The 25,583-nt window shown below is 66.2% G+C and carries 20 protein-coding genes and 1 pseudogene; 11 read left to right on the top strand and 10 right to left on the bottom strand.

Annotated features, from left to right (window positions below):
* Positions 1–21: 21 nt before the first annotated feature.
* The 3 genes from E0T84_RS14935 (at position 22) to E0T84_RS14925 (ending at position 4,007) form a co-directional block, all read left to right on the top strand.
* Positions 22–1,881 carry an LpqN/LpqT family lipoprotein gene (locus tag E0T84_RS14935; RefSeq protein WP_138744800.1) on the top strand — a complete coding sequence of 620 codons (1,860 nt, stop codon included), beginning with the start codon at positions 22–24 and terminating at the stop codon, positions 1,879–1,881.
* 36 nt (positions 1,882–1,917) lie between these two features.
* Entirely contained in the window at positions 1,918–2,931 is a 1,014-nt protein-coding gene (locus E0T84_RS14930; RefSeq protein ID WP_070189164.1) for an alpha/beta hydrolase, read from the top strand.
* A gap of 215 nt (positions 2,932–3,146) precedes the next feature.
* Complete coding sequence (locus tag E0T84_RS14925) at positions 3,147–4,007, top strand: hypothetical protein (protein WP_070189165.1); 861 nt, start codon at positions 3,147–3,149, stop codon at positions 4,005–4,007.
* 145 nt (positions 4,008–4,152) lie between these two features.
* Here the strand turns inward: E0T84_RS14925 and purH are convergent, their stop codons facing one another.
* The 5 genes from purH to sfnG all read right to left on the bottom strand — a co-directional run bounded on the left by purH (position 4,153) and on the right by sfnG (position 10,081).
* Positions 4,153–5,721, bottom strand: a complete 1,569-nt coding sequence (gene purH / locus E0T84_RS14920; protein ID WP_070189166.1) for a bifunctional phosphoribosylaminoimidazolecarboxamide formyltransferase/IMP cyclohydrolase — start codon at positions 5,719–5,721, stop codon at positions 4,153–4,155.
* On the bottom strand, positions 5,718–6,347 hold the full coding sequence (gene purN, locus E0T84_RS14915) for a phosphoribosylglycinamide formyltransferase (protein WP_070189167.1): 630 nt from the start codon (positions 6,345–6,347) through the stop codon (positions 5,718–5,720). Before purN ends, purH begins: the two co-directional genes overlap by 4 nt.
* A 9-nt stretch (positions 6,348–6,356) precedes the next feature.
* Positions 6,357–7,868 (bottom strand): DUF6350 family protein, encoded by a 1,512-nt coding sequence (locus tag E0T84_RS14910; RefSeq protein ID WP_070189168.1) that lies wholly within the window; start codon positions 7,866–7,868, stop codon positions 6,357–6,359.
* Positions 7,869–7,928: 60 nt separating this feature from the next.
* Positions 7,929–8,816 (bottom strand): DUF5336 domain-containing protein, encoded by an 888-nt coding sequence (locus tag E0T84_RS14905; protein WP_070189169.1) that lies wholly within the window; start codon positions 8,814–8,816, stop codon positions 7,929–7,931.
* Positions 8,817–8,950: 134 nt separating this feature from the next.
* Positions 8,951–10,081: a dimethylsulfone monooxygenase SfnG gene (gene sfnG / locus E0T84_RS14900; protein ID WP_070189170.1), complete on the bottom strand. Its 1,131-nt coding sequence runs from the start codon at positions 10,079–10,081 to the stop codon at positions 8,951–8,953.
* 141 nt (positions 10,082–10,222) lie between these two features.
* Between sfnG and E0T84_RS14895 the strand changes: the two genes are divergently transcribed.
* Positions 10,223–11,071: an LLM class F420-dependent oxidoreductase gene (locus tag E0T84_RS14895; protein WP_070189171.1), complete on the top strand. Its 849-nt coding sequence runs from the start codon at positions 10,223–10,225 to the stop codon at positions 11,069–11,071.
* A 51-nt stretch (positions 11,072–11,122) separates the two neighbouring features.
* Here E0T84_RS14895 and E0T84_RS14890 read toward each other — a convergent pair whose 3' ends face one another.
* On the bottom strand, positions 11,123–12,649 hold the full coding sequence (locus E0T84_RS14890; RefSeq protein ID WP_070189172.1) for an acetyl-CoA acetyltransferase: 1,527 nt from the start codon (positions 12,647–12,649) through the stop codon (positions 11,123–11,125).
* A gap of 78 nt (positions 12,650–12,727) precedes the next feature.
* Here E0T84_RS14890 and E0T84_RS14885 point away from each other — a divergent pair.
* The 3 genes and pseudogenes from E0T84_RS14885 to E0T84_RS14875 all read left to right on the top strand — a co-directional run.
* A pseudogene (locus E0T84_RS14885) lies at positions 12,728–13,078 on the top strand (hypothetical protein); the annotation flags it as partial.
* Between the two features lie 120 nt (positions 13,079–13,198).
* Positions 13,199–13,813: a TetR/AcrR family transcriptional regulator gene (locus E0T84_RS14880; RefSeq protein WP_070189284.1), complete on the top strand. Its 615-nt coding sequence runs from the start codon at positions 13,199–13,201 to the stop codon at positions 13,811–13,813.
* A gap of 40 nt (positions 13,814–13,853) precedes the next feature.
* Positions 13,854–15,722: a S9 family peptidase gene (locus E0T84_RS14875; protein ID WP_070189173.1), complete on the top strand. Its 1,869-nt coding sequence runs from the start codon at positions 13,854–13,856 to the stop codon at positions 15,720–15,722.
* A gap of 70 nt (positions 15,723–15,792) precedes the next feature.
* Here E0T84_RS14875 and sucD read toward each other — a convergent pair whose 3' ends face one another.
* Positions 15,793–16,689, bottom strand: coding sequence for a succinate--CoA ligase subunit alpha (gene sucD, locus E0T84_RS14870; protein ID WP_070189174.1), 897 nt, complete (start codon positions 16,687–16,689; stop codon positions 15,793–15,795).
* 14 nt (positions 16,690–16,703) lie between these two features.
* Positions 16,704–17,867: an ADP-forming succinate--CoA ligase subunit beta gene (sucC, locus tag E0T84_RS14865; protein WP_070189175.1), complete on the bottom strand. Its 1,164-nt coding sequence runs from the start codon at positions 17,865–17,867 to the stop codon at positions 16,704–16,706.
* Positions 17,868–18,150: 283 nt separating this feature from the next.
* On the opposite strand from sucC, the gene E0T84_RS14860 reads away from it, so the two are divergent.
* The 3 genes from E0T84_RS14860 to E0T84_RS14850 are packed head-to-tail and all read left to right on the top strand — an operon-like array spanning position 18,151 to position 20,851.
* Positions 18,151–19,218 (top strand): M23 family metallopeptidase, encoded by a 1,068-nt coding sequence (locus tag E0T84_RS14860; protein WP_070189176.1) that lies wholly within the window; start codon positions 18,151–18,153, stop codon positions 19,216–19,218.
* Positions 19,219–19,902, top strand: coding sequence for a hypothetical protein (locus E0T84_RS14855; RefSeq protein WP_070189177.1), 684 nt, complete (start codon positions 19,219–19,221; stop codon positions 19,900–19,902). It begins immediately after the preceding gene.
* Between the two features lie 40 nt (positions 19,903–19,942).
* Positions 19,943–20,851 carry a hypothetical protein gene (locus E0T84_RS14850; protein WP_131823180.1) on the top strand — a complete coding sequence of 303 codons (909 nt, stop codon included), beginning with the start codon at positions 19,943–19,945 and terminating at the stop codon, positions 20,849–20,851.
* A 10-nt stretch (positions 20,852–20,861) separates the two neighbouring features.
* Here the strand turns inward: E0T84_RS14850 and pcrA are convergent, their stop codons facing one another.
* Positions 20,862–23,204, bottom strand: a complete 2,343-nt coding sequence (gene pcrA / locus E0T84_RS14845) for a DNA helicase PcrA (RefSeq protein WP_070189179.1) — start codon at positions 23,202–23,204, stop codon at positions 20,862–20,864.
* Between pcrA and E0T84_RS14840 the strand changes: the two genes are divergently transcribed.
* Positions 23,197–23,517 carry a chorismate mutase gene (locus E0T84_RS14840; RefSeq protein ID WP_239252149.1) on the top strand — a complete coding sequence of 107 codons (321 nt, stop codon included), beginning with the start codon at positions 23,197–23,199 and terminating at the stop codon, positions 23,515–23,517. The two genes, pcrA and E0T84_RS14840, sit on opposite strands and share 8 nt — an antisense overlap.
* Before the next feature lie 2 nt (positions 23,518–23,519).
* Here E0T84_RS14840 and E0T84_RS14835 read toward each other — a convergent pair whose 3' ends face one another.
* A complete protein-coding gene (locus tag E0T84_RS14835) occupies positions 23,520–25,577 on the bottom strand; it encodes an acyltransferase family protein (RefSeq protein ID WP_171055038.1) in 2,058 nt (685 codons plus the stop codon).
* Between the last annotated feature and the right edge of the window lie 6 nt (positions 25,578–25,583).

Raw genomic sequence — 25,583 nt, 5'->3', positions numbered from 1 at the left:
GCGACCGGTAGTCTGCGCTCCATGCCGTTGGCTAGCGGTCAGGAATTCGCAGGGTTCACCATCGTGAAGTTGGTGGGCACTGGTGGCATGGGCGAGGTATATCTGGCGTCCCACCCGCGGTTGCCCCGTGAGGACGCGCTGAAAGTGCTGCCCATCAGCGTCAGCTCAGACAACGAATTCCGGCAGCGGTTCATCCGCGAGGCCGACATGGCCGCCACCCTCTGGCATCCGCACATCGTCGGCGTGCACGACCGCGGCGAGTTCGAGGGCCGGCTGTGGATCTCGATGGACTACGTCGACGGACACGACGCCGCCAAGCTGCTGCACGACCAGTACCCCAAGGGCATGCCGGCCGAAGACGTCATCGAGGTTGTCACCGCCGTCGGCGACGCACTGGACTACGCGCATCAGCGCAAGCTGCTGCACCGTGACGTCAAGCCCGCCAACATCCTGCTCACCAGCAAACAAGGTGCCAAGCGCCGCATCATGCTGACCGACTTCGGCATCGCGCGCCGCGCCGACGAGGTCAACGGACTCACCTCGACCAACATCACCGTGGGTTCGATGTCCTACACCGCGCCCGAGCAGCTGATGGGCCAGCCCCTCGACGGTCGCGCCGACCAGTACTCGCTGGCCGCCACCGCCTACCGGCTGTTCACCGGCACCCCACCGTTTGCCCACAGCAACCCGGCTGTGGTGATCAGCCACCACCTGAACTCACCGCCACCCAAGCTCGCCGACACGAAACCCGAACTGGCCGTGTTCGATTCGGTGATGGCCAAGGCGCTCTCGAAGGACGCCAAGGACCGGTACGACACCTGCCACGACTTCGCCGTCGCACTCGCCGAAGCAGCCACCGGCACCACGCCCGAGGTGCGCACCCCGGCACCGGCCCACGAGCCGGCTCCGCCGACCACTCCGCTGATCATCCCGAAGCCGGCGAACGCACCGGCCGCGCCTCCGCCGCCGTCGACCCCGCGGCCCGCGGCCCCGGCGGAGCCGCCGGTGTTCACCTCATCCTGGGCCGGCAACGAAATCTCCTCCCGCCAACCCGTTGCGGCGGGCAACCCCACCGGGATGCAGAACCTAGGTGGGCCGGCCGGGCCGGTCGGGCCGCCGCAGACCAACTTCGGGCCGCCCCCGCTGCCGCACAACCCGATCCCGAAGAAGCCGAACAACCGGCGCAACCTGCTCCTGGTGGCCGGCGTGATCGGCGCAGTGGTTCTGCTGGTCGGCGGCATCACGATGGCCGTGACCTCCGGGGGCGACAACGACACCGCGGGCGGCGGCGAGACCACCTCCGCGGTTGCCACGGACACGTCCGCCGCAGACACCTCGACCACGCCCAAGCCGCCAGGGCACGCTTTCACCATCGCCGACTACATCAAGCAGAGCGGCATCGTCGAAACACCGGTCCACCGCGGCGATCCGGGCGCACCGGTGTTCACCATGCCGACCCCGCCCGGATGGATCGACGCCGGTCCGCGGACCCCCGCCTGGGCGTATTCGGCGATCGTGAACGACCCGGTCAACCCGACCGAGCCGCCATCCGTCGTCTCTCTGATCTCCAAGCTGACCGGTGACGTCGACCCCGACAAGCTGCTCGAGTACGCCCCCAACGAGTTGCAGAACCTGGCCGACTACAAGCCGACCGGCGAAGTCACCCGCGGGAACATCAGCGGGTTCCCCACGGTGCACCTGGCCGGCACCTACGCCAAGGGCAACCAGCGTCGCGCGATCACCCAGACCACCGTCGTGATCCGGGCACCCGGCACCGCCTATGTGCTGCAGATCAACGCCGATGCCACCGAACGCGACAAGACGGCGTTGACCGACATCAACAAGGCGATCGAGGCCCAGGCCACCATCACCATGCCCTGAGTCAGGCAATTTCAGGTACCCAGTACCCTGAGTACCGTGAATTCGCTCGATTGGCGCAGCCGGCCAACCACCGTGCACTTCGGTCCCGCATCCCTGCAGTCCAGGGCACTCGGCTGGACCACCGCGATCTTCGTCCGCCCATTGCTGGGTCTGCTGACCCTGATCGGGCTGGGCATCAACCGCGTCGCTCCCGCGCTGCTGCAGCGCGCGCATCTCGACGTCATCGACCGGCCCCTGCGGGTCATCAAGCCGCTGCCCGGTACCGACGTGACGCCCGTGGCACTGCCCAACTGCCCGGCCGAATGGGTGGTCGCCCCCGAGGCCCGTGACTCCGATGTGGTGATCGTGTACCTGCACGGTTCGGCGTTGGTGACCCTCGGCCTGAACTCGCACCGCCGCTTCGTGTCGAAACTGTCCGCCAGCACCGGGGCGCGCGTGCTCAACGTCGGCTACCGACTGGCCCCACAGGCCGACATCGACGATGCCGTCGCCGACGGACTCGACGGCTACCGACTGGCATTGTCGCTCGGTTTCGAGCCCGGTCGGATTGTGCTGGCCGGTGATTCGGCCGGCGGACTCATGGCAGCCGGTACCGCACTGGCAGCGCGGGACGCCGGATTACCCGTTCCCGCCGGGCAGGTACTGCTCTCACCGTTGACCTCGTCCGACATGGACCTGAAATACCGTGCGCTGCAAGAACACAAAGACGTGATGTTCCCGTTCATGACGGTGAAATTCATCTACGACGTGTTCGCCACCGTCAACGGAACCCGGCCCGCACCGGTGATGCCACCCGAGGCAGACCTGCACGGCCTCGGCCCGTTTCTGCTCCAAGTCGGCACTCACGAGATGCTGCTCAACGACGCCTTCGCACTCGCCGACAAGCTCCACGCCAGTGGTGTTCCGGCGTGGGTTCAGGTGTGGGACAGGGCGATGCACATGTTCCAGCTGAGTTTCGACATCAACCCCGATGCGCGCCACGCGGTCGGCGAGATCACCTCGTTCATCGCATACGCGACCGCCGAGATCGAAGACGAGGTCAGTGCGTAGGAGTTAGTCGTCACCCGGGGGGTGTCGGCCTCACCCCTGCGCCGGTTTCTACCTGCGGGCTGTCGATCGCGAGGTGAAGCAACCGCCAGGTAGAAAACGGTGCGGACGGCGCAGCGTCAACAGTCGATCCACAGCATGCGGTTGATCCCCAACCTCAGCGAAAGCGTGGGTGGGCGTCGTCAACCCGTCAGCCGTGTTGTCGACCATCGGTGACCATGGACGCTCCATTCATCGGACCCGAGGCGATCGCGGCAGGAGTCCTCACCCGAGGGCAGCTGCGATGGCGTTACACCGCAGCACATCCACGCGTCTACCTGCCGAAGGACGCAGTTCGATCACTGGACGCCAACACCCTGGCTGCGTGGCTGTGGACTGGTCGTCGCGGGATCATCGCCGGTCGTGCAGCCGCAGCTCTGCACGGCGCGCAATGGGTCGATGACCACGCGCCCGTGGAATTGATCACCGAGCACGGCCGTCGGCGGCCCGGAGTCATCGTGCGCGAGGAACGCATCAAGGACGACGAGATTTGTCGCATGGGCGATTTCACCGTCACCACGCCCCTGCGCACAGCGCTCGACCTGGCCCGCTTTCTTCCCCGTGACGAGGCGGTCGCCCACCTCGACGCATTGGCCATCGCGACGGGTGTCGAATCCGAACAAGTACTCGAATTGGCGGCTCGCTATCGCGGGCTACGCGGAATCCGAAGTGCCCGAACAGCCCTCGACCTGATGGATCCCGGCGGACAATCACCGCGGGAGACCCGGTTGCGGCTACTCCTCATCGACGCAGGGTTCCGACGCCCGCGCACGCAGATCCGGGTGAGCGACGGATTCAACGAGGCCTTCATCGACATGGGCTATGACGACGTCAAGGTAGGCCTGGACTACGAAGGCAAGCACCATGCCACGGATCGACCGCGGTATGTGCATGACATCGGCCGCAGCGAACTCATCGAATGCGAAGGCTGGATCAACATCCGCGTCGTCGCTGAACACTCCAAGGCGTTCATCCTGCACCGGGTTCGCGAGGCATTCGCTCGGCGCGGCGCCTCACCGTTTTCCACCGCGGGGTCGTGATCGCAGGGTGGCGGCGGCCCACACGTAGAAAGCGCCGAAAACCTGGGACGCGGCTGCTCACCGCTTTCTACCCCAGGGTCGTCACACCTCGCGATCGACAACCCTCAGGTAGAAAACGGCGCAGCAGCACACGGCCCGGCGAAAACTAGTGCGCGAAATGCCTTGCACCCGTGAGGTACAACGTGATGCCCGCAGCCTCGGCGGCGGCCGTCACCTCGGCGTCACGCACCGATCCACCCGGGTGAACGATCGCCTTGACACCGGCATTGGTCAGCGTCTCCAGGCCGTCGGGGAATGGGAAGAACGCGTCGGAGGCGCCCACCGAGCCGGTCACGCGGTCACCCGCGCGCTGCACGGCCAGCCCGGCCGCGTCGACGCGATTCACCTGTCCCATACCGACACCCACGGTGGCGCCGTCCTTGGCGATCACGATCGCGTTGGACTTCACCGCACGGCAGGCCCGCCAGGCGAACACCAGATCGCTGAGCGTCTGCGGGTCAGCCGGGTCTCCGGTGGCCAGGGTCCAGTTGGCCGGATCGTCGCCCTCGGCATCCAGCGCATCGCGCTGCTGCAGCAGCATCCCGCCGCTGATCTGGCGCAACTCGATGCCACCGACCAGGGGCTCGGAGGCCACCAGGATGCGAATGTTCTTCTTGCGGGCCAGGATCTCGACTGCGCCGGCCTCATACGCGGGGGCGATGATGACCTCGGTGAAGATGTCGGCGACAGTCTCGGCCATCTCGACACTGACCTCGGTGTTGGAGGCGATGACGCCACCGAACGCGCTCAGCGGGTCACACTCGTGCGCCTTGCGGTGCGCGTCGGCTACCGATTCCGAGGAGATCGCGATGCCACACGGATTGGCGTGCTTGATGATCGCCACGCAGATCTCTTCGTGGTCGAACGCCGCCCGCCACGCCGCGTCGGCATCGGTGTAGTTGTTGTACGACATCTCCTTGCCGTGCAACTGCTCGGCCTGGGCCAGTCCGGGCCAGGCCGAGTCGTCGCGATACACCGCGGCCTGCTGGTGCGGATTCTCGCCGTAGCGCAACACCGCGCTGCGGTGCCAGGTCCCGCCGAACCACTGCGGCAAAGACGCGGGCACTGAATCGTCGGAGGGAGCCAGGGTCGAACCCATCCAGGACGCCACAGCGACGTCGTACTCGGCGGTGTGCCGGAATGCCAACGACGCCAACTTCTTCCGCTCGTCCAGGGTGAAGCCGCCGGCCCGGACCGCGGCCAGCACACCGTCATAACCCAGCGGATCCACCACCACGGCCACACTCGGATGGTTCTTGGCGGCCGCACGCACCATCGACGGCCCGCCGATGTCGATCTGCTCGACACACTCGTCCACCGACGCTCCGGACTCCACGGTCTCGGAGAACGGATACAGATTCACCACAACGAGTTCGAACGCCTCGACCTCGAGCTCGGCCAGCGCGGCGACGTGTTCGGGCTTGCGGGTATCGGCCAAGAGACCGGCATGCACCCGCGGGTGCAGGGTCTTGACCCGCCCGTCGAGCACCTCGGGGAACCCCGTCACATCTTCCACCGGGGTAACCGGAACACCTGCGGCAGCAATGGTTTTGGCGGTCGACCCGGTGGAGACGATGGCCACGCCCGCCTCGTGCAGGCCGCGGGCCAGATCGGCCAGGCCGGTCTTGTCGTAGACACTGATCAGCGCGCGCCGGATCGGTTTCTTCTCGCTCACCCTATGGTCGCCTTTCGTCCAGTCCAGGTCACGCCGCGGGTTGCCAGCGCGGCCAGCACATCCACCAGCAGTCGCCGTTCGACCACTTTGATGCGCTCATGCAATGTCTCTTCGGTGTCATCATCGAGCACCTCGACGGCCTGCTGGGCCAGAATCGGCCCGGTATCCATACCGGAGTCCACGAGGTGCACCGTGCAGCCCGTCACCCGCACGCCATACGCCAACGCCTCGGGCACCGCATGCGCCCCGGGGAACGCGGGCAGCAACGCCGGATGGGTGTTGACGACGCGGCCGGGGAAACGGGAAAGGAACTGGCCGCCCAGAATTTTCATGAACCCGGCCGAGACCACCAGGTCCGGCTCGTGTTCGGCGGTGGCTGCGGTGAGCGCGGCATCCCACGCTTCGCGATCGGGATGATCACCCAGCCGCACGGTGTAGGACGGCACGCCCGCGCTTGCCGCGATGTCCAGGGCGGCACAGTTGCGGTCGGTTCCGACCGCAACCACACGTGCCGGATAGTCGTCACCGTCCGCGGCCAGTAGCGAGGCGAGCAACGACCCTGTCCCCGAAGCCAGCACTACCAGCCGTGCCGGTGCGCTCGGGGGCACATGTAACGGTTGCTGCACGCGAGCAGCCTAGTCGCCCACGTTGCGGGGGTTGTCGCCGGTCACCGGGTCATCGGAGATGTCGTCGACGATGAAGTGGTCCTCGGGATCGTCGTCGAGGTCGTCGTGGCTCCGGGGGCGGGCCTCTTGGACGGTTTCCTGCATATCGTCGTATTCGACGTACCTGTCGACGTACTCGGCGGGCGCGGCTTCGGTGACCTCGGGCTCATCCGTCGCGGGCTCGTCGGCCGACCATGACACGAGCGGCTGGTCAGGTTCGAGCTCGGGCTCTGGATCCACGTCGACGTACTCGAGCTCGGCGTCCTCGGCTTCTTCTTCCTCCTCGGGTTCAGGTTCAGGTTGTGGCTCGGCAACCGGCTCGGGCGCCGCGACCGGCCGAGGTTTGCGCGTCAGGCCGCCGGACATAGCGACCGTCAGCCCGCCGATGCCTGCGAACCACAGGAAGACCGCCGGCGCGAACGTCGCCTGGTCCACCCCGACATCGCCGAAATTGCCCAGCCGCCCGCCACCTGCGTAGCCGAGCAGAGCCATCGTCAGCGCTGCCAGCACCGAGGCCACCAGCAACTTGCCGGTGGCAGGCCCGATCGGCAGCGGACGCCGCGCACACTGCTGGCCCAACGCGACCGCCGACGCCGCCCCCACGATCAGCAACGCCACCCAGATCGGCCCCAACGGCGGTGTGGGCACCGCGGCCAGCACCGGCACCGCGGGGATGTCACCGCCGAACACGGTGAATGAGCTGAAGGCAGCCAGCCCGACATGGGCACTGGATCCGACCGCGATCGCCGACGCGCCGACGATCACATTCGGGATGTAGAGGATCGACAACAAGGTCAGACTGAGCTGGCCGAACACGCTGTCGGTGATCGCGAACAGGTCGTGCATCGTCGACCAGTGCACCACCAGCGATACGGCCGTCACCACCCCGGAAAGCCCGAAAAGGGCCAGCACGCCGGCGATCGCAGCCCGCAACGCCTCGGGCAGCCAGGTCGGCAGCGGGGAGGCGGCCCGAGACGTGGTCAAAGCGCGTCGCCCGACCTTCGATCCCACGCCGATGAGCGCACCGATGGCATGCACGACCAGCACGCTGAAGAACGCGCGCAGGGCGCTGGGAGTCTGGAGTTCGCTGATCACCGAAGCGGCGTCATGGATGACGGCCAACAGGATGGCGGCGATCAGGATCGGGCCGCCCAGGGCTGAGCCGACCACCCATCGGGTGACGAGCCAGGAAGAATTGGGGGCGGTGGCCGCTGCCGTGGTGCGCGCGGTGCCCCAGATCATCGCCAGGACGGGCAGCAGGGGCATCACCCCGAGCTCACGCCCGCCGATCGACACCGGCACCTGATGCACGCCCAGCCACATGCTGGCGATCGCACCGAATGCGCCGGTCATGTCGCTGTTGGCGATCAGCAGCTGCAACAGCACAACCGCGGCGATGACCACCAGCGCGACAACCGACGGCCCGAACGCGACCCGGAGCAACTCACGTGCCTGGCGGGTGCCGACTGGCCGGTTACTCACTTGCTGGGCTGCTCCTCGCAATGATCGGCGCGTGCGCGGGAAGCGCACGCGCCGATCAGCTTACGACGACGCAGGGCCAGATTGCTGTGAAGGCGACTGCTGTGCCTGCTGCTCGGCCGGGAAGGCAGTGGTGGGCGCCGACGAACCCGACTGCTGTTGCTGCTGCGGCTGGCCGTAGGTGGGGTAGCCGGTCGGAGGGGTCGGCGGGCCGCTCGGCTGCTGGCCTTGCTGACCCTGCGCAGCCTGCTGGCCCTGCGGCGCCTGAACGGGAAAGCCACCGGTGTTCGGAGCGCCGGAGTAACCGCCGTACTGCGCCGGGTATCCGGGGCGCTGAGCCTGCTGGTAGGGCTGAGGCTGGTGCTGCTGACCGTAGTACTGCGACGGGCCTCCGTACTGGCCGTAGTGGGGCTGCTGATCGAACTGCGGCTTCGGCGCGGGCGGCGTGATGACGCCCGCCTCGAACAGGAGAGCGGTAATCGCGGCACCGGCCTGCACCAGAACCAGGACGAGGATGGCGTAGAAACCCCAGTCGAGCACGGCGCTCAACTCAATCGTGAAGTAGATCGCCGACAGCAAGGAGAACGTCGAGATGACCGCGGCGATTGCGGTCCAGTTCTTCTGCTTGGGCAGCAGCGAGACACCGGCCACCAGCCCGGCCAGCACCGCGGCGTCGATCGTCCAGCCCGTCAGGTCTCCGTTGGAGACGACCTGTCCACCACCGGCGAGTCCGCTCAAGTCCAGCAGCGGGCCGAACCTCAACAGGTAGACGAGCAGGCCGGCAACGGCCACGACGGCCAGCAGGATCTCGGGCAACTTGTTCTCGCCGGGTTCCGCACCGGCCGGAGCGGCGGGCACAGGAGCGGGGGCAGCCTTGGCGAACTGCTGAGTTGCGTCGAACTGCGAACCCGACTGCGGCGGGTATCCGGGATTACTGGGCGGGTAGGTCATGACCTCTCCTGTGCTATCGAGCTTCGCGACGTGTGTTCACGCAGGCATGAATACCGACCACGTGAGCGATTCGAGCTTCCACGCTAGCGCACCCAACCGGGTGCGGGACGCTCGTGTTTGATGTCGGGCAGGTCTCAAGCTGATACCAGCACAGGCGCGTCCGCGGAATCCGTTTCAGCGGACTCGATTTCGCGGACGAGCGGCAGCACCTTGGCGCCGAAGTACTCGATTTCCTCTTGGAAATGTAGGAACCCGCCCAGGATGAGGTCCACGCCACGTTTGCGGTATGCGGCAATGCGTTCGGCGATCTGTTCAGGCGTTCCGATCAGCTGTGTGCGGAAGCCGTCGTTGTACTGCACGAGGTCCTCGAAGCTGGAATCTGCCCACATGCCCTTCCGGTCCCCGGTGGAGTTACCTGCCTGTTGGACTGCACTGCGGAAGCCTTCGACGGCGGGCTTGTTGGCCTTGGCGACGATCTCGCGCAGGACTTCCTTTGCTTCTTTCTCTGTGTCGCGGGCGATGATGAAGCCGTTCAGCCCCACCTTCACCTCACGGCCGGCGCTGCGGGCGTGGTCGCGCACCTCGATGACCTGTTCGGTGATGCCGTCGAAGTCTTTGCCGTTGGAGAAGTACCAGTCCGCGTAGTTTCCGCCGTTGCGCCGGGCCGCCGTCGAGTTGCCGCCCTGGAACAGCTCGGGGTTGGGGCGTTCCGGCGTGTTGAGCGGCTTGGGCTTGAGGGTGAAGTCGTGGATCCGGTAGAAGTCGCCGCGGAAATCCACGTCGTCCTCGGTCCATATCTTGCGCAGCACCTGCAGGAACTCGGCGCTGCGCCGGTAGCGCTCGTCATGTTCGAGCCAGGGCTCGCCCAGGTGGGTGAACTCGTCTTTGAACCAGCCGGAGACGACGTTGACGGCGAAGCGGCCATTGCTGAGATGGTCGGCGGTGGCCCCGAGCTTGGCCAGCACCGCCGGCTGCCACAGGCCGGGATGGATCGCGGCGATGACTTTGAGCCGTTGGGTGGCCAGCAACAGTGCGAGGCTGAAACTCGTCGACTCGTGCTGATACTCGGCGCCGTAACTGGCCTCATAGCGAACCTGGCTCAGCGCGTACTCGAAGCCGTTGTTCTCGGCGGTCTGCGCGAGCTTCTTGTTGTACTCGTAGTTCCATTCGGTGCGCTGCTCGATGTCGCTGGTGACCAGGCCGCCGCTGACATTGGGCACCCAGTAGGCGAACTTGACGTGGTCGGCGATGCGTTCAGTCGTCATGTCGGAGATCCCAGCAAAGGTGTGGACGCTCGTCGCGGGTATCGCTCGCGGTGAAGTTTTCTTTCCCCTTTCCCCGTCCGGACACGCCCAACGAGACGGACCGTCTTGCTACTCGGACTGAAACACGTTCTAATTCTGGTCATGGACTATGGGCTTGTTCTCTTCACCAGTGACCGCGGCATCGCCCCGGCCAAGGCCGCCAAGCTGGCCGACGATCACGGCTTCACCACGTTCTACGTGCCCGAGCACACCCATATCCCGATCAAGCGCGAGGCCGCACACCCCACCACAGGTGACGAGTCACTGCCCGACGACCGCTACATGCGCACCCTCGATCCCTGGGTGTCGCTGGGCACCGCCTGCGCGGTCACCTCACGCGTGCGACTGTCGACGGCCGTCGCACTGCCCGTCGAGCACGACCCGATCACCCTGGCCAAGTCCATCGCAACCTTGGACCATCTGTCGGGCGGCAGGGTCAGCCTGGGCGTCGGATTCGGTTGGAACACCGACGAACTCGCCGACCACAACGTGCCCCCGGGCCGGCGCCGCACCATGCTGCGCGAGTACCTGGAAGCCATGCGAGCGCTGTGGACCGAGGAAGAAGCCTCCTACGAAGGCGAATTCGTGAACTTCGGGCCGTCGTGGGCCTGGCCCAAGCCCGTGCAGTCCCACATCCCCGTGTTGGTCGGCGCCGCCGGTACCGAGAAGAACTTCAAGTGGATCTCCAAGTCCGCTGACGGCTGGATCACCACGCCCCGCGACTTCGACATTGATGAGCCCGTCAAGCTGCTGCAGGACACCTGGGCCGCGGCCGGACGCGACGGTGCCCCCCAGATCGTCGCGCTGGACTTCAAGCCGGACCCCGACAAGCTCGCGCACTGGCGCGAACTGGGCGTCACCGAGGTGCTGTTCGGGCTGCCGGACAAGTCCGAGGCCGAGGTGTCGGCGTACGTCGAGCGCCTCGCCGGCAAGTTGGCGTCGCTGGTCTAGTTGTCGCTGGTCTAGTTCTGGTGCGCCTTGTGCGCCGTCTGCGTCGGTGCGCTATGCCAGCGTCGCGGTATTCCGCTTCTCGCCGGACTGCACCACGATCGACGCGCCCAAAGGCTCGCCGTCGGTGAGCAATTCCAGTAGCGCTTCGTCGGTCGTCGTGGCCAGGAAGCGGCTGCCGTCGGCATCCAGGCGCCCGATGATGATGCCGGTGCGCGGGGTCCAGTCGTATCGCACCGTGTAGGTCTCGATTGTGGCTGGGCCGTCGGCCTTTTCGGCGATCGCCACCCGCGCTTGGGTGTTGAACTCTTCCTGCAGGGCAGCGCTACCGTCAGCCAGCCAGTCGGCCGGCTCGGTGCTGTAGATGCCGACCGAGTACTTGCTGGCGATGCCGCCGTTGCCCCCGACGAGGGCGAATTGACCCGGTTTGTCCCGCATTTCGTTGACAGCCTCGGCGATACCGTGCATCGAGTAGTTGTTGCCGGGGCCGCCGAAGAAGGGCAGGCCCCCGGTGAGGGTCAGGCCGCGTTCGTCATCGGTGGCCAAGCCGGTGCCGTCACAGATGTTGAACACCGGGAACGGGAAGCAGCTGTACAGGTCGAACGCCGCGACGTCGTCGAGAGTGATGCCCGCGACCCGCAGCGCCTCGTTCACCGCGATCACGGCAGCCTCGCTGTAGCCGAGCTCAGCCCGCTCCAGCAGCTTGATCTCTTTCATGTCGGCATGGCCGCGCAGATACACCCACTTCTCCTCGGGTACACCGAGTTTCCGGGCGGACTCCACCGACATCAGCAATACCGCCGCGCCCTGGTTGACCTGATCGCGCGCCACCATCATGCGCGGGTACGGATCACAGATCATCCGGTTGCTCTCGGTGACCGTGGCCAGCTCCTCGGCCGAACGCTCCACCGGAGCCGACGAATACGGGTTCTTGGCTGCCACTTTGGAGAACGGCGCGAACAGCTCGGCCATCGCCTGCCGGTACTCCGCGACGGACAGTTTCTGCCGCGCCCGGCGGGCGTTCTCCAGCAGGCCGTATTGCACCGGAGCTCCGATCAGTCCGTGCTTGACCGTGTACTCGTCGAAGATGCCGTCATACCCGTAGCCGCGGTCCTCGAACTGACCGTCGATGGTCTCGGAGTGGTCCGGCTTGTCCTCGCGCTTGGAGAAGTGCCGCAGCGTGGAGGTGTTCTCCGAGCCGAACAGCAACACCGCCTGGGCCTCGCCGGCCGCGATGGCCGCAGAAAACTCGGTGACGAGGTGCTGAGGACTCTGACCGCCGATCACTTCGAGGATCGCGCGGGCCGGCTCGGCGCCGACGTTGCGCGCCACCGAACGCGGGTAGTTGTTGGAGATGCCCAGGGTCGCCGACTGCGGGCCGGAGATCTCGAACTGCCGGGTGCCCGCCACGGTGTCGATGGCCTGCGCCACGGCGGCAGTATCGGCGCCGGTGTCGCGCAGGGCCGCTTTTGCCGCCTCCGTGGCCAACTCGACCGAGGACATGCCGCGATATCCATCGAGGTCGATGCGTTCGGTGAACTGTCCGACGCCGACGATGACGGGGGTGCGCGGATCGACCATGACAATCTCCTTGACGGGTGTTAATTCGTGAGGCTAACCGATTGCCGTTTCGAGAGGGAAATCGGTGCGCATCCACCAATCCGCTATGTCGCCGACCGGCCCGACTATGCCCGCACGCTGGAGAACGCCTCCGGCCTGAACGCGACACTTCTGGCGATGACCACCCTGCACATGGCGCACTTCCGCGACCAATACCGCAACGAGCTGAGCCCGCGGGCATTGGCCTGGCTGTTCTTCAACATGGCCGTGGCCACCACGACGCGCTACATCGAAAGCGATGACCCGATCCAGCTCGACGAACTGCGCAGCGGACTGAAGTTCGCCTCGGCGGGCCTGCTGGCGGCCGGGCGGCAGCAGCCGCCTCAGATGAATACCGACCCGAGGCCGGCATTTGCCGGTTTCCACACCCTGGCAGTTGTCCCCGAGTAAGCACCGCCGTGGTGCAGAAAACGGCGGGTACGAACCGGGCACCTACCAGCACACCTTGACACCGCTGTCACTTAGTGACACATTGGTGCTGTCACTAAGTGACAGCTTCAGGAGGCAATGATGGGCGAGAAACAGGACCAGGCGCGTCTGGAGGTGTCACGACACGCCTGCAAATTGTTCTGGGAACGCGGCGTCGCCGGCACCAGCGGTGACGACATCGCCTCGGCAGCAGGGCTTTCCACTCGCACCATCTGGCGTTATTTCCGCGCCAAGGAAAGTTGCGTCGAACCGGTGCTGGCCAAATCCGCGGACCGGTTCATCGACATCCTCAACCGGTGGCCGCACGGGCTGTCATTGGCTGAACACCTTGCCGCCGACGGCATTTCACATCCGTTGACACCACAGGATGTCGAGGACGAGATCAGCGCGATGCGCATCGCCACCATGACTTCGTCCGAGCCCGCCCTGCGGACCTCGTATTTGATGGTGCACGACCGGATGGAGCAGGGCTTCATCCCGGTGATCGCCGACCGGTTGCACCTGCCTGCCGACGACCTCACCGTGCGCCTGTGCGCTGCGGCCGTCACCGGGGCGTTCCGCGTCGTCGACGAAGACGTCAGCCTGGCGGTGATCGTCGAGGGCAGGAAAGTCACCGAAGAACAAGCGCTCGCGCTCATCGACCGGGCGATCCGCGATGCCACCAACGGACGCCTCGGCGGACCCGTCACCTCCTGAACGGCCGAAAGAGCTTGCCCGCAAACCCGAAAGGATCGCAATGGCGCTACCCGAACTCATCTCGGTCGAGGACTTCTTCAGCCCACCCGAGCGCACAGCCGCCAAGATCTCGCCCGACGGAACCAAGATCGCCTACCTGGCGCCATGGAAGAACCGCCTCAACGTATGGATCCAGGACCTCGACGGCGATACGCCGCCACGCTGTGTCACCGCGGACGAAACCCGCAGCGTCTACATCTACCAATGGACCGACGATCCGCGCTGGCTGCTCTACATGCAGGACAACGGAGGTGACGAGAACTTCCACGTTTACCGCATCGACCTGGACAACCCCGGCACCGCGGCAGTGGATCTCACACCGTTTCCGGGCGCCAGGGCGAGTTTCGACCTCGCCAAGGGCCGACCCGGGAAAGCGATCGTGCAGACCAACAACCGCAATCCCGAGCTCGTCGACGCGTACGAACTCGACATCGCCACTGGAGAACTCACGCTGCTGGCGGAGAATCCGGGAAACGTCATCACCTGGCTGTGCGCCCCCAACGGGGAACTGTTCACCAATACGCTGACGACCGACGGTGACGTCGAGATTTCTCAATGGGATTCGGCCACAGCATCATTGCGTTGCATCAAGGCCTACGACGGCACCGACTACCCGCTGGGCATATTCCCGGTCGTCATCTCCCCGGACGGCACCGGCATCTGGCTCGGATCGAATGAGAGCAGCGACCGGACCCGACTGGTCCGCCTCGATGTGGCCACCGGGGAGGAGACCGAGGTGGACAGCCACCCGGTATTCGACCTCGGCAATCAGCTGGTGCTGCCGTCACCATTCATCCTCAGCGAGCGCACGGGGGAGCTGATCGGCGCCCGCTTCTACGGGGAGCGCCAGGTCATTCATGCCCTCGACCCGAATTTCGCTGCGGTACTGGAGAACCTGACCAAACTGTCCGACGGTGATCTCGGCGGTATCTCTTCCGACGACGGCGGGCAGCGGTGGGTCGTCAACTTCACCCACGACCGTGATCCATGGGCCACCTACCTGTACGACCACGCGACAGGCGAGAGCAGGCTGCTGTTCCGGCCGTACCCGAATCTGAATTCAGATTCATTGGCCCCGATGACGCCGGTGACCATCCCCTCCCGCGATGGGCTGGAGCTGCACTCGTATCTGACCCTGCCTGTCGGGGTCGAGCCGACCGACCTGCCGTTGGTGCTGCTGGTGCACGGTGGGCCCTGGTCACGGGATTGCTGGGGCTTTCAACCCGACGTTCAGATGCTGGCCAACCGTGGATATGCGGTGCTACAGGTCAACTTTCGTGGCTCGACCGGCTACGGCAAGGCCTTCACCAAAGCCGCGATCGGCGAATTCGCCGGCAAGATGCACGACGACCTGATCGACGCCGTGGACTGGGCCGTCAAGCAGGGTTACGCCCACCGCGACAAGGTGGCGATCTTCGGCGGGTCCTACGGCGGCTACGCCGCACTCGTCGGCGTCACATTCACGCCGGACGTCTTCGCCGCGGCCATCGACTATGTCGGCATCTCCAGCCTGGCCAACTTCATGCGGACATTGCCGAACGTGGGCCGGCGGTTCCTGGCCACCAACTGGCACCTGTACGTCGGGGACCACAACGACCCGGCGCAGGAGGCCGACATGTTGGCCCGCTCCCCCATCACGAAGGTCGACCAGATCCGCACGCCACTGCTTGTGGTCCAGGGCGCCAACGATTCTCGCGTGGTCCAAGCGGAATCCGACAACCTGGTCGAGGCCCTACGCAACCGCGGCGTCGAGGTCGAATACCTGGTCAAGGACGACGAGGGACACGGATTCCTCAACCCGGACAACCAGATTGACATGTATCACGCGGTCGAGCGGTTCCTCGCCGAACATCTGGGCGGTCGCCTCTAACTGCCGAACAGACGCAAATGCCCCCGACACGCCGAGCGTGCGGGGGCATTTGGGTCTGCTCGCGAAAGAACTAGCTCAGCAGCGCCCGGGCGAGAGCGGCGGTCTCGGACGGCGTCTTGCCGACCTTCACGCCGGCGGCCTCCAGAGCCTCCTTCTTGGCCGCGGCGGTGCCCGACGAGCCCGACACGATGGCGCCGGCGTGGCCCATGGTCTTGCCCTCCGGAGCGGTGAAGCCCGCGACGTAGCCGACGACCGGCTTGGTGACGTTGGCCTTGATGTAGTCGGCAGCACGCTCTTCGGCGTCGCCACCGATCTCACCGATCATCACGATGACCTTGGTCTCGGGGTCCTTCTCGAACGCCTCGATGGCGTCGATGTGGGTGGTGCCGATGACCGGGTCGCCGCCGATGCCGATGGCGGTGGAGAAGCCGAAATCGCGCAGCTCGTACATCATCTGGTAGGTCAGGGTGCCCGACTTCGACACCAGGCCGATCGGGCCCTTGCCGGTGATGTTGTTCGGCGTGATGCCGACCAGTGACTCACCGGGGGTGATGATGCCCGGGCAGTTGGGGCCGATGATCCGGGTCTTCTTGCCCTTCTCGACGTTGTAGGCCCACGCATAGGCGCTGTCCTGCACCGGGATCCCCTCGGTGATGACCACCAGCAGCGGGATCTCGGCGTCGATGGCCTCGATGATCGCGTCCTTGGAGAAGGCCGGCGGCACGAAGGCGATCGACACGTCGGCGCCGGTCTCCTTCATGGCCTCGGCCACCGATGCGAACACCGGCAGCTCGATGTCGTTGCCGTCCTTGTCCTTGTGCGCAACCTTGGTGCCGGCCTTGCGCGCGTTGACGCCACCGACGATCTGGGTGCCGGCCTTGAGCATCAGGGCGGTGTGCTTGGTGCCCTCACCGCCGGTGATGCCCTGGACGATGACCTTGGAATCCTTGTTCAGGAAGATAGACATTCTGGTTGGCTCCCTTACTTATTCGCCAGCTCGGCGGCCTTGTCGGCACCGGCGTCCATGGTGTCGGCCTGGATCACCAGCGGGTGGTTGGCCTCGGCCAGGATGCGACGGCCCTCTTCGACGTTGTTGCCGTCCAGGCGGACGACCAGCGGCTTGTTGGCCTCGTCACCGAGGATCTGCAGCGCCTGCACGATGCCGTTGGCCACCGCGTCACAAGCGGTGATGCCGCCGAACACGTTGACGAACACGCTCTTGACCTGGCTGTCGTTCAGGATGACGTCCAGACCCGCGGCCATCACGGATGCCGATGCGCCGCCGCCGATGTCGAGGAAGTTGGCCGGCTTCACGCCGCCGTGCTTCTCACCGGCGTAGGCGACCACGTCCAGCGTCGACATGACCAGACCGGCACCGTTACCGATGATGCCGACCGCGCCGTCGAGCTTGACGTAGTTGAGGTCGTTCTCCTTGGCCTTGAGCTCGAGGGGATCGGTGGCGTCCTTGTCCTCGAACTCGGCGTGGCCGGGCTGACGGAAGTCGGCGTTGGCATCGAGGGTGACCTTGCCGTCCAGCGCCAGGATCTGGTCGTCGGGCGTGCGCACCAGCGGGTTGACCTCAACCAGGGTGGCGTCCTCCTTGACGAACACCTCCCACAGCTTCTGGATGGTGACCGCGGCGGCGTCGAGCACCTCGGCGGGCAGGTGACCCTGCTCGGCGATCGACCGGGCGAAGGCAAGGTCGACACCCTTGACCGCGTCGACGGGCACCTTGGCCAGCCGCTCGGGCTTGGTGGCGGCGACTTCCTCGATCTCCACGCCGCCCTCAACCGAGCACATGGCGAGGTAGGTGCGGTTGGCGCGATCGAGCAAGAAGGAGATGTAGTACTCCTCGGCGATGTCGCTCGCTTCGGCCACCAGCAACTTTTTGACGACGTGGCCCTTGATGTCGAGACCGAGGATGTTCTGGGCGTGGGTCAGGGCGTCCTCAGGGGTGGCCGCGTACTTCACACCGCCGGCCTTGCCGCGGCCGCCGACCTTCACCTGCGCCTTGATCATCACAGGCTTGCCGATTTCGGTGGCGATCGCCTTGGCGTCCTCTGCCGAGTCGGTCACCCGGCCCGGAGTCGTGGGGACGTTGTGCTTGGCGAACAGCTCTTTCGCCTGATATTCGAAGAGATCCATGTGCTTCCTAGATAGGCGTTGTCTGTCTGCTTGGCTTCTAGCGCGCTTCGAAGCTGCCCGGTCCGCTGTACCTGTGACGGGCCCGCAGGCACTTTATCCACGACTCAGTGATGGCTTAGCATCACCTCCGGCTCATGTGGTAGATCTCACCGCCCGCTCGAGGTGATACGGATCACATTCCTACCCGGAATAGACCCATAAGTTGCCACCATCATTGGGATTTGGTTAACGTGCCTCTGGTCCAGATAACGTTCAGGTCACGACGAAGAAGGATTCTCGAGTCTTGCCGCAGCATCGTTCGTCCGCAGCTCCGCGAGGGGTGCCGACGGACGCGCGCCGCCGCCGACAGCGCCTTTCCCCTGATGAGCTGAGCGCCGCCGAGGTCACAGACGTCATCCCCTTCAGCGCTTTCGAGGAGTTCGACGAGCGCTCTGAGGATCACCAATCCGGCGTTATCTATGCCCCGGAACTCGACGATCTAAACGACACCGACGACTTGGTGCCCGTCCGCCTTGCCGTGCCGTCCCGCTTCCGCCCGGATGCCGACGGCGAGCGCAGCTCCCGATACGCGTACCGCGACAGCCACACCGATGTGAGCGACGGCGTCGCCGCGACCGACGTGATCAACATGTCCGGCCGCCGCGGTGCCCACCGCAGGGAACACGCCGGCGCCGTCAAGAGCCGCCTGATGATCGCCGCCATGGCCGCGGGCGCCACCGCCGCCGGCGCCTACTCCTTCGGGAACCCCACCGAGACCCAGGCTGACGACACGATCCTGGCCTCCGAGGGCACCCGGGTCGACGGCGCCTCCGTCACCGGCTCTGTGGACGGCATGCAGATCGTCTCGGTGTCCTCGACCACCGACACCGCGGTGCATGCCGAGGAGATCACCAAGGCCGCCGCCTTCGCCCAGGAGCGCGCCGAACGTGAGGCCCGCCTGTCGCGCCCCTTGTTCGTGATGCCCACCAAGGGCTACGTGTTCACCTCGAACTACGGCTACCGCTGGGGTGTCCTGCATGCCGGCATCGACCTGGCGAGCCCGATCGGTACCCCGATCGTGGCGGTCTCCGACGGCGTCGTGATCGCCGCGGGCCCGACCGCCGGTTACGGCGCCTGGGTCAAGCTGCGCCACGCCGACGGCACCGTCACGCTGTATGGCCACATCAACACCTGGCTCGTCAGCGAGGGCGACCGGGTGATGGCCGGCGACCAGATCGCCACCGTCGGCAACCGGGGCTACTCCACCGGCCCCCACCTGCATTTCGAGGTTCTGCAGAACGGCACCAGCCGCATCGATCCGGTGCCGTGGCTGAACAAGAGAGGTCTCAGCGTCGGCAGCTATGTTGGCTGAGTGAGCGACGACCGTCAGTCAGCAGCCGATCACCCCGACGAAGACGACGACCGCACCCGCATCATCCGGCGCCAGCCGCAGGACCCGGTTTTCAAACCTGTGCCGGTCGCCGACGAACCGCACACCAGCATCATCCGGCGCCATCCCACGGGGGCTATCCCCACCGCAGCCGGCGCAGAACCTCAGACCAGCCTGATCTCGGGCACCATCGGCAGCGACGCGCAGACCGGCCTTGTCAGCCCCACGAACGACGACGCCAGCACGTCCTACGTGCCGCGGGCCCGGCCGGTGGCCATCCCACGTACCTCGGTGAGCATCAATCCGCGTACGGCGATCGTGGCGGCCACTTTCGCGATCCTCAGCGGTTGGGCCACCGGCGTCATCGCCACCGACCTGATCGCGGGCTGGTGGCGCACCGACCGATTGTTCTGTGTGGCCGTCGGTTTCCTGGCGGCGATCTCGGCTGCAGCAACCATCGGAGGGCTCATCGCATTGTTGCTACGACGACGGATGGGCCGGCTGCTGGTCGTCGTCGGCGCGGTCATCGGGCTACTGATCTTCGCCAGTTTGTTCATCGCCGGGGCGAGACTGCATCCCATCGTCTACGCCATGCCGGTGCTTCCGGTTGCCGCCATCGTGTTCACGATGTTGCCCTCGACCCGCCGCTGGAGCTCGAGCCGATAGGCGCCCGGCGAGGCCGGTGATCCGCTGTTAAGTTGGCGTGGTGCGTCCAACTGAGCTGACCACGATTGTCCTTGCCTATATAAGTGGCCTCTTGGGGATCGTCGCGACGCTGCGGGCGCTGATCATGGCCTGGTATGCCATCGGCTTCGGGTTCGGTATCGATCCGCTGTTGTTCTGTCACTCGATCCTCAACCTGGTCGCGCTGGGCCTCGTAACAATCGCTTTGTTCGGTGGTGCAGCACTGCTGGGCCGCAGTGACCGTCGCGGCCGCAGACTGGTGATCGGCGGCAGCGTCGCGGTGATCGTGTTGTCTCTGATCGAGCTCGCGGCATGGGCCAATCCAGACTTCCCGGTGTGGTCGTCGCCGGGCACCCTCGGTGTGCATCGTTGGGTGTGGTTCGCCCTGTCGATCGTGACGCTTGTGGTAATCCTGGCGGCCGGCGGCCGATCACGCGGCGCTGCAAGCGATCCCGATATCCCCGCGTCCCGTCCGGACCGTTCCCTCGGTCCGCTCATCGCAGCACTGGCTGTCGCGATGGCTGGTTATCACCTCTGGCGGGCGAAGGAGCAGTTCGATCACAGCCTGCTCTATATCACCGACTTGACGGACCTGCTGCCGACTACGCCTAATGCGACATGGACGTTGGCCATGCTCGAACCCGTGATTGCCTCGGCGATCGCGGCAGTCACGCTGATTCTCGGCGCACTCCTGACCGCAGTCGGATTCGCCGCGGGCCGGTACGTCGTGATCGCCGGCTGCACAATCACGGTGGCGCAGGGCATCTTTGGTTGGTTTGACCTGGATCGGCTTTTCTACGAGGTCGGGGCCGCCGAGCTGACGACGGTTTTCGCGTCCCGTTCGGCATCGGTGGTGGTACTCACACTCACGGTGCCCGTGGTCACCGCAGTGCTGGCGGCAGTCACACCGGCACGCGCCGCCAGAACTTGACCGGCAATCCTCAGAGCTTTTGCACCGGTGCGTGATTGTGCATCAGCTTGACGCGCCCGGCACTGCCGAAGTCGATCAAAGACATCGCGGATTCACCCACACCCGAGACCTCTTCGACGCGGCCCAGCCCGTACTTGTCATGGGTGACCCGATCGCCGGGCTCCAGTGTGATGATCGGGCGGTTGCGCGCGGGCGCCGGCCGGGACGGTGACGGCCGCGGGGTGCCGTAGCGGCCGGCGTTTCCGACCGGCGCACTCAGCGATGACGACGGCTGCTCGATGCGCCGCCAGTTGATCAAGTCTTCCGGAATCTCGCGCAGGAACCGCGATTCCGGGTTCAGCATGGGCTGCCCCCACGACGAGCGCACCTTGGCCCGCGACAGATACAGCCGCCTACGGGCACGGGTGATGCCGACGTAGGCCAGCCGGCGCTCCTCCGAGAGCTCGTTGGGATCGCCCAGTGCCCGCATGTGCGGGAACATGCCGTCTTCCCAGCCGGTGACGAACACCGCCGGGAACTCCAGCCCCTTGGCGGTGTGCAGCGTCATCATCGTCACCACGCCGGCCCCGTCCTCGGGGATCTCGTCGGCGTCGGCCACCAGCGACACCCGCTCCAGGAACTGGGCCAGCACCCCGGTGTCGGGGATGTCCTCATCGACCGGCTCGCCCTCGCCTTGCTCGGACAGTGCCCGGGCGTTGGCCAGGTCAGTGCTGAATTCGTGTGCGACGCTGACCAATTCGTTGAGGTTGTCGAGCCGGGCCAGATCTTGCGGGTCACTGGAGGCTTCCAGCTCACGGCGGTAACCCGTACGCTCCAGCACGGCCTCGACCAGATCCCCCAGCTCGTCATCGAGCTTGGCCCGCAACTGGTCCAGCATCTCCACGAAGCTCGCGATGGCCTTCTCCGAGCGGGTGTTGAGCATCGGCACCCGGCCCTCGGCGGCGGCCTGCAACGCATCGTTGAAGTTCGACCCGGTGTTCTCGGCGTACACCGCGACACAGGCCTCGGCCCGGTCCCCGATGCCGCGGCGCGGGGTGTTGAGGATGCGACGCATGCTCACCGCGTCCCCCGGATTGTCCAGCACCCGCAGGTAGGCCACGATGTCGCGGATCTCGCGGCGCTCGTAAAAGCGAACTCCGCCTACCACTTTGTAGGGGATGCCGGCACGGATGAAGACTTCCTCCAGCGCACGCGAGGAGTTGTTGGTGCGGTAGAAGACCGCCACGTCACCGTATTTCAGGCCCTCGCTGTCGGCGAGGGCGTCGATCTCCTCGGCCACGAAACGGGCCTCGTCGTGCTCGTTGTCGGCCACGTAGCCGACGATCAGTTCGCCCTCACCCTCCTCGGTCCACAGCCGTTTCTCGCGGCGGCCGGTGTTGCGGGAGATCACCGAGTTGGCCGCATTCAGGATGGTCTGGGTGGAGCGGTAGTTCTGTTCCAGCAGGATCGTCGTCGCGTCAGGATAGTCGCGCTCGAAGTCCTCGATGTTGCGGATCGTCGCTCCGCGGAACGCGTAGATCGACTGGTCCGCGTCACCCACCACACACAGCTCGGACGGGCCCACCCCGTCCTTCTCGTCGAGGTGATGGCCCACCAACTCCCGCACGAGCACATACTGCGCGTGGTTGGTGTCCTGGTATTCGTCGACCAGGACGTGGCGGAACCGGCGGCGGTAGTACTGGGCGATCTGCGGGAACGCCTGCAGGATCCCGACCGTCTCCCCGATCAGGTCATCGAAGTCCAGCGCGTTGGCCGCCCGCAGCCGCCGCTGGTATTCGCCGTAGACCTGGGCGATGATGCCGGCCATCTCCTCGGCGGCTTCCGAGGCCTCGGCCGCGGCCTGCTCCGGGCCGATCAGCTCGTTCTTCAGGTTGGAGATGCCGTTGGCCAGCAGCCGCGGCGAGTACCGCTTGGTGTCCAACCCCATGTCCTTGCCGATCATCATCAGCAGGCGACGGGAATCGTCGGAGTCGTAGATCGAGAAGTTGGAGTTCAGCCCCGGCAGCAGCGAGGCCTGGTTACGCAGGATCCGCACACAGGTCGAGTGGAACGTGGACACCCACATGTTCCGGGCCCGCGGGCCGACCAGCCCCACCACCCTCTCCCGCATCTCGGCGGCAGCCTTGTTGGTGAACGTGATCGCCAGGATCTGGCCCACCCCGACGTCGCGGGCGGCCAGCAGGTAGGCGATCCGCCGGGTCAACACGGCCGTCTTGCCCGAACCCGCACCCGCGACGATCAGCAACGGCGACCCTTCATGCAGCACCGCTTGGCGCTGCTGCGGGTTCAAGCCGTCAAGAAGTTCGTCAACGTCTGCATCGGCCGGCGGTGCCATGGGAGAAGTAGTGGTCATCTTGCGTTCAAACTTACCGCTGAGGGGGGACAGTTTTGCGCTGGCACGAGCCGACTGGGACTATCAGCGTGTGCCTGAGATCGATGACCTGCGTCGGGAGATCGACGAACTCGACGCCACCATCCTCGCCGCAGTCCAGCGCCGCGCCGAGGTCTCCAAGCTGATCGGCAAAGCCCGGATGGCCTCGGGCGGCACCCGCCTGGTGCACAGCCGCGAAATGCAGGTCATCGAGCGCTACAGCGTGCTGGGCCCCGAGGGCAAAGACCTCGCCATTCTGTTGCTGCAACTCGGCCGTGGCCGGTTGGGCCACTAGGTCTATCGGCCCGCGGGTTTCGCGGGCATCTTCAGCGAGTCCAGCAGCCACGGAGTCAGCCACTGCACCGCCTCCGATGTCGGATGTACGCCGTCGCTGCGCATCCTGACCCCGTTGATCTTCGCGGTGTACTTGCCGTCGGGGTTGAGCTTGGCATTGAAATCGAGCACCGACACATTCGGCCGCTGCCCGGCCACCGACCGCAGCATGGTGTTCCAGGTCTGCACCCGGCCGGGCTGGTCCTCCGGATACAGCGTGCCGTCCGGGCGCTCGCCGCGCCGGCTGTACGGCGCCGTGGTCACGACCACCCGCGCGCCGGTCGAGCTGAGGATGTCCAAGGCGCGCTGTAGCTCACCCTTGAGATAGGCGTCGTAGGCGTCGTTGCCGATGTGCGTCCAGCGCCCGCGCCAGGTGCGGTCGACGACCTCCCAGCGCCCGATCATCAACAACACGGTCTCGGGCCGGTCATGTGCGATCCGCTGCGCCCAACGCGCCGGCCAGGAATCGCACTCCGGCTTCTGGTTCAGCGTCTCCCCGGCCGAGCGGTACGGGCCGCCGCGCGCGATACCGCAGCCGATCGTCGTGTAGTCGTTGAAGTGAAATCCCGGGGTGGCGGGCAGGTACCGCATCAACGTCCAGGCCACCGAGTCACCGAACACCGCGATCGACCGCGTGCCGGGCGGCAGCGCCTGCGGCGGCCCCACCAGGACGGGCCGTTCCGCGCCGACATCCTGTTCGGACGCGGCGGCGGCCATCACATCCGGACCCGCGGGACGGATCGGGGCCCCGACCGGGACGACGGTCATCGTCACCACCGCCGCGGTGGCCACCGTCGCCGCGGCCAACCGCAGCATCGGCACGTGCTGCGGGCGCCAGTGCCGGACCGGCTGCTCGATCGCCCACCACGACACCCACGACACCGCGATGGTCACCGCGCACCGCAGCGCCAGCAGCGACCAGCCCTCAAGGCCGGTGCGTTCGCCGTTGAGGATCTGGAAGATCGGCCAATGCCACAGGTAGACGCCGTAGGAGATGACGCCGAGGGTGACGAGCGGATACCAGGCCAGGATCCGCGCCACGTAGCCGTCCTGATCCAGGGCGACCGGTGCGACGACGAGCACCGCACCCAAGGCCACCACGATCAGTAGCCCGTGGCGGAACTCGTCGGCACTGCCGGTGGCCAAGTGCGCGGCCGCCGCCAGCACGGCCACCCCGATCACCGGCAGCACCCAGGCGATCCAGCGCCGCCACCGGGCCCGGATCAGCGTGCCCGACATCGTCAGCGCCGACCAGTCCCGCACCAGCAGCGCCGCGGCCGCCGCACCCACCAACAGGGCCTGGGCCCGAGTGTCGGTGCCGAAGTACACGCGGTTGAGTTGGGTGGCATCGCCGGACATCCAGATCGACGCCACCGCCGATCCGACCACTCCGAGCACCGCCAACCCGAACACCACGGCGCGGGTCGCATCGGGCGAGCGGCGGCGTACCAGCAGCACAGTGCCCAGCACCAGCAGTGGCCAGATGACGTAATACTGCTCTTCGACCGCCAGTGACCACGTGTGCTGTAAGGGCGACGGCGGACTGCCCTGACTGAAATAGTCGGTGTCCGCGGCGACGAAGACCCAGTTCGCCATCCAGAAGAACGCCGCGACGGCATCCTCCCGAAGCGAGGACACCGCGTCCGACGAGAACAAGGGGCGGGCGATCACCACGGCCAAGGTCATCAGCACCATCGCGGGCAGCAGACGCTTGGCCCGGCGGATCCAGAACGCCTTGAGGTCGATGCGCTCCGTGCGCCGGTACTCGTCGAGCAGCAGCGAGGTGATCAGGAACCCGCTCAGCACGAAGAAGACGTCGACGCCGATGAAGCCACCGGCCACACCCGGGACTCCGCCGTGGCCGGCCAACACCAGGGCCACGGCGATGGCCCGGATGCCGTCGAGTGCGGGGATGTCGCGCCGGATGGAGGCACGCCGACGCCGGCTGGCAGCACGCACTGGCGCCGCGGTCACGTCATGCCCTCCCGTCTTGGCGTCTGAGCCCCAGAGTTTAGGGGGCATCGGGCG

The organism is Mycobacterium sp. DBP42, from assembly GCF_005924235.1.
GTDB classification, from domain to species: domain Bacteria; phylum Actinomycetota; class Actinomycetes; order Mycobacteriales; family Mycobacteriaceae; genus Mycobacterium; species Mycobacterium syngnathidarum.
Note: the sequence above shows the minus strand (reverse complement) of the source record. Positions and strands in the feature narration are given on the sequence as shown.

What these genes read in the sequence shown, in the direction of transcription:
- E0T84_RS14935 (WP_138744800.1), top strand. Translation starts at nt 22, where the DNA reads ATGCCGTTGGCTAGCGGTCAGGAATTCGCAGGGTTCACCATCGTGAAG.
- E0T84_RS14925 (WP_070189165.1), top strand. Translation starts at nt 3,147, where the DNA reads ATGGACGCTCCATTCATCGGACCCGAGGCGATCGCGGCAGGAGTCCTC.
- E0T84_RS14905 (WP_070189169.1), bottom strand. Translation starts at nt 8,816, where the DNA reads ATGACCTACCCGCCCAGTAATCCCGGATACCCGCCGCAGTCGGGTTCG.
- sfnG (WP_070189170.1), bottom strand. Translation starts at nt 10,081, where the DNA reads ATGACGACTGAACGCATCGCCGACCACGTCAAGTTCGCCTACTGGGTG.
- E0T84_RS14895 (WP_070189171.1), top strand. Translation starts at nt 10,223, where the DNA reads ATGGACTATGGGCTTGTTCTCTTCACCAGTGACCGCGGCATCGCCCCG.
- E0T84_RS14890 (WP_070189172.1), bottom strand. Translation starts at nt 12,649, where the DNA reads ATGGTCGATCCGCGCACCCCCGTCATCGTCGGCGTCGGACAGTTCACC.
- E0T84_RS14880 (WP_070189284.1), top strand. Translation starts at nt 13,199, where the DNA reads ATGGGCGAGAAACAGGACCAGGCGCGTCTGGAGGTGTCACGACACGCC.
- E0T84_RS14875 (WP_070189173.1), top strand. Translation starts at nt 13,854, where the DNA reads ATGGCGCTACCCGAACTCATCTCGGTCGAGGACTTCTTCAGCCCACCC.
- sucD (WP_070189174.1), bottom strand. Translation starts at nt 16,689, where the DNA reads ATGTCTATCTTCCTGAACAAGGATTCCAAGGTCATCGTCCAGGGCATC.
- sucC (WP_070189175.1), bottom strand. Translation starts at nt 17,867, where the DNA reads ATGGATCTCTTCGAATATCAGGCGAAAGAGCTGTTCGCCAAGCACAAC.
- pcrA (WP_070189179.1), bottom strand. Translation starts at nt 23,204, where the DNA reads ATGACCACTACTTCTCCCATGGCACCGCCGGCCGATGCAGACGTTGAC.
- E0T84_RS14835 (WP_171055038.1), bottom strand. Translation starts at nt 25,577, where the DNA reads ATGCCCCCTAAACTCTGGGGCTCAGACGCCAAGACGGGAGGGCATGAC.